Annotated in this window: 3 protein-coding genes and 1 pseudogene; 3 read left to right on the forward strand and 1 reads right to left on the reverse strand. The window is 63.3% G+C overall.

The genetic code is table 11. From position 1 onward, the window contains the following. Together AC2VOG_RS13285 and AC2VOG_RS13290 are read left to right on the forward strand one after the other, a co-directional pair. Positions 1–1,133: aldehyde dehydrogenase (locus tag AC2VOG_RS13285; protein WP_486940365.1), on the forward strand; the 1,133-nt coding region annotated here is incomplete at its 5' end. 376 nt (positions 1,134–1,509) lie between these two features. Continuing rightward, a complete protein-coding gene (locus AC2VOG_RS13290) occupies positions 1,510–2,595 on the forward strand; it encodes an IS630 family transposase (protein WP_486940366.1) in 1,086 nt (361 codons plus the stop codon). 153 nt (positions 2,596–2,748) lie between these two features. Here the strand turns inward: AC2VOG_RS13290 and AC2VOG_RS13295 are convergent. Further along, positions 2,749–3,234: pseudogene (locus tag AC2VOG_RS13295) on the reverse strand (transposase); the annotation flags it as partial. Positions 3,235–3,291: 57 nt separating this feature from the next. Between AC2VOG_RS13295 and AC2VOG_RS13300 the strand changes: the two are divergent. Then, a partial coding sequence (locus tag AC2VOG_RS13300; protein ID WP_486940367.1) for an IS256 family transposase occupies positions 3,292–4,230 on the forward strand: 939 nt, incomplete at its 3' end.

Here is a 4,230-nt window from a genome sequence, read left to right on the forward strand (position 1 = left end):
GCGACAACGACGTCTCGAGGTCCGCGCTGAACTTCCGGTTCTTCGCCGACCATGCCCGACTGTCGACCGGTGAGGTGTTACCGATGGACGCCGGCCACCACACCTACACCAGGTTCGACCCGGCCGGCGTGGTGGCGGCGATCGCGCCGTGGAACTTCCCCCTAATGCTTGAGACCTGGAAAGTCGCGCCGGCGTTGGCTTGGGGCAACACGGTGGTGCTGAAGCCGGCCGAGGACACGCCGGCGTCGGCGACCATCCTGGCTCGGCTCGCGCTGAAGGCGGGCATGCCGGCCGGCGTGCTCAACGTGGTCCACGGGTACGGCCCGAATTCCGCGGGCCAGGCGCTGACCGACAATCCGGCGGTGGACCGGATCACGTTTACCGGTGAGTCCGGTACCGGCAAGATCATTGCGCGCGCCGCTTCGGCACATCTGGCCCCGGTGAGCCTGGAATTGGGCGGGAAGGGCGCGAATCTGGTATTCGCCGACGCCGATCTCGACAACGCCGTCGACTGGTCGATTCGTGCGATATACACCAATACCGGACAGGTCTGCATTGCGGGCAGTCGGTTGTTCGTGCAGCGGCCGGTGTACGACGAATTCCTGTCGCGCTTCGTCGCGGCCGCCGAGGCGATGGTCATCGGTGATCCGAAACAGGAGACCACGCAGATTGGCCCGCTGGCCTCGGAAGAGCACTACCGCAAGGTGAAGTCGTACATCGATTTGGTGCCCAGCGAAGGCAAGATGCTCACCGGCGGCCTCGGTGAAGGCTGGGTGGTGAAGCCGACGGCCGTCGTGGACATCACTCCCGATGCCCGCCTGTGCCGCGAGGAGATCTTCGGCCCGGTCGTTGTTGTCGTTCCGTTCGATACCGAGAAGGAGGCGGTCGAGCTTGCCAACGACACCCCGTATGGTCTCAACGCGATGCTGTTCACCGAGAACCTGCACCGCGCACACCGCGTTGCGGCGGCACTGAAGGCAGGAACCGTCTGGGTCAATTGTTTCTTCATTCGGGATCTGCGCGCCCCGTTCGGCGGGATGGGTGATTCCGGGGTTGGTAGAGAAGGCGGTAATTTCAGCCGGGAGTTCTTCACCGAGCCGAAGGCTATCGTCATGCAGATAGACCGGGGGTGAAATGGCGGCCGGTGAAGTCAGGTTTTGCCCGCTAAAGCTCGCGCCTGCCAGCGAATGCATTTTTGTCGCCGCCCCCGCGGCGTGCATCGCGGGCCAGAGTATCGGTGCCGACGGCGTCGCGCTAAGTGAGCAATCGATACCAGATATGAGGCCCGTCATGGTCGAAAAGAAAACCGGATCCACCAGTCGGTCGATCCCGTCGATCTTAAGAGACTACCGATCGCATTTGCGCGATCAACGAGAAGATCATTCGAAGCCGGCAAGACCGCCGGCGCCGCGTGGCTGGACGCTTACGAGAAGTCGTTGAGCAACCTGCTGGCCTTCGAAAGCTAGTGTCATGAGTCGTTAATCCGCATTCAGCTATTAGACTGAGGCTATGCCTAGTCCGGTGGCTATGAGTGTGGTGTTGAGCGACGACGAGCGCGAGCAATTGCAGGCATGGGTTCGGCGGCCAAAGAGTGCGCAGGCTTTGGCCTTGCGTTCGCGCATAGTTCTTGCCTGTGAGGGTGATTCGAGCAATACGCAGATCGCCCGGGAGTTGGGCGTGACCCGCGGGATGGTGACCAAGTGGCGCAATCGATTCGCTGTTGATCGCCTCGATGGTTTACTCGATGAGCCACGGCCGGGCCGGCCGCGCATCGTCGAGGACGCTCGGATCGAGGAGTTGATTACCGCGACGCTGGAGACCGCTCCCCGCGATGCCACGCATTGGTCGACCCGGTCGATGGCCGAGCACCTCGGCTTGAGCCAGTCGATGGTGTCGCGGGTGTGGCGGGCGTTTGGGTTGGCACCGCACAAACAGGACTCGTGGAAACTGTCCAAGGATCCGTTGTTCGTAGCCAAGGTACGCGACGTCGTCGGGCTCTACCTCGACCCGCCCGAGCGGGCCTTGGTGTTGTGTGTCGATGAGAAGACCCAGATTCAAGCGCTAAACCGAACTGCACCGGTATTTCCGATGCTGCCCGGAACACCTGCGCGGGCAAGTCACGACTACGTCCGTCACGGCACCTCAAGCCTTTATGCCGCACTGGATCTCAGCACTGGCAAGGTGATCGGCGCGCTGCGCTCGCGACACCGGGCCAGCGAGTTCCTGGCCTTCTTGAAGACCATCGACGCCTCGGTGCCCGCCGACCTGGACGTGCACCTGGTTCTCGACAACGCCTCCACTCACAAGACTCCGGCGGTCAAACGGTGGCTGCTGGGCCACCCGCGGTTCGTCTTGCACTTCACCCCGACCAGCTCGTCGTGGCTCAACCTGGTCGAACGCTGGTTCGCCGAACTGACCACCAAGAAATTACGCCGGGGCACCCACACCTCGGTGCGCCAACTCAACACCGACATTCGGGCCTGGATCGACACCTGGAACGATAATCCCCGGCCCTACGTCTGGACCAAGACCGCCGACCAAATCCTCGCCAGCATCGGCAACTACTGCCAACGAATTAATGACTCAGGACACTAGGAGACTCCTGAATTAATGGTGTTTGCGGTGGGGCTCCTCATGGTGCTCGTTGGAGCGAGTGGAGTCAGATTTTGGCAGTCGACACGGAGCTCGCCCGCCAACGTTGAGGGTTGCACTCGTCGGTGGTTGATTCAAGCGCTGCAGCGGATGTTGCTAGGCGATAACCCAATTCGTGCCGGTGTGGTGGAGACCCAGGGTGATCAGTCGGCGCAAGTTGAGCGCGGCCGCTCGGTGATGCAGCCAGTGGTCGTTCCTGGCTACGCCGCGGTAGCGCAGTCGGCGGTTGCCGCGAGCAAGCCAGGCGATGGCGCGTTCGACCATGGGCCGATGCTGGCGGTAGTCGGCCAGCCAATCCGGGTCTCGCGCGGCCTTTCGGGCGGCGCGTAACTGCGCGTCATGCGGGCCGACCCGCAGACTTCTGCCGGTGCGGTCGCGGGTGCACCGGGCGCGCAGTGGGCAGTTGGCGCAGGCCACGCCGAAGGTGACGAACCCGGTGCGGCTGATCGGGCGGGTCAGCCCATTGGGGCAGGTCGCGGTTCCGGCAGCGTGGTCGACGGAGAAATCATCGTTAGTGAACCCGCCCGGCATAGCGCGTGACACCGGCGCGGGCTTAACCCGATCGACATGGCCGCGAGAGCGTGTCAGATGGTTTGTGTGAGGTGGCGGTGCTCCTGACCTGAAAGCCGAGACACACTGATGACTGTGGTGGATAAGAAGCTTGACCGTGAAGAACGTCGACGTGAGCAGCGAGCTGGCGTGGAGGCGCTGGAGGCCTCGGGGGCCCTGGATGAGTTGTACTCGATGATCGACGCCGGCGAGGTGCAGCTCGACGGCAAAGACGGACTGATTCAGCAATTGATCAAGGCGGGCCTGGAACGGGGCCTGCAGGCCGAGCTCAGCGACCATCTCGGATACGACAAGGGTGATCCCGTGGCCGCGTTGTTCCCGAACTCACGGAACGGCTCGTCGGCGAAAACGGTCGCTACCAGCGTGGGCGATGTCGAACTGGCGATCCCACGCGATCGCGACGCCACGTTCACCCCGACACTGGTGCCCAAGGGCACGCGCCGGGTCGGTGGGCTCGATGACATGATCGTCTCGCTGTATGCCGGCGGAATGACCGTGCGCGATATCGAGCATCACCTCGTGTCGACGATCGGGACCGAGATCAGCCGCGAGACGATCTCCAAGATCACCGACGAGGTACTCGACGAGGTCTTGGCCTGGCAGCGTCGCCCACTGGAATCGTTTTACCCGGTGATCTATCTCGACGCGATCGTGGTCAAGGTCCGCGACGGCGCCCACGTGCGTAACAAGGCCGCCCACATCGCCGTCGGCGTCGACATGGAAGGCGTCAAACACGTTCTGGGGATCTGGATTCAGGCCACCGAGGGTGCGAAGTTCTGGGCCGGGGTGTGCGCCGAGTTGGCCAATCGTGGTATCGCTGACGTGCTGATCGTGTGCTGCGATGGGCTGACTGGATTCCCCGAGGCGATCGAGGCGACCTGGCCCGACTCGCTGGTACAGACCTGCGTGGTCCACCTGATCCGCGCGGCGATGCGCTTCGTGTCCTACAACCAGCGCAAGGCCGTCGCAGCCGCTCTCAAGACGGTCTATCAGGCCAGCGACGCCCAG

The sequence above is a fragment of the Mycobacterium sp. TH-M11 genome (assembly GCF_057473725.1).

What these genes read in the sequence shown, in the direction of transcription:
- AC2VOG_RS13290 (WP_486940366.1), top strand. Translation starts at nt 1,510, where the DNA reads ATGCCTAGTCCGGTGGCTATGAGTGTGGTGTTGAGCGACGACGAGCGC.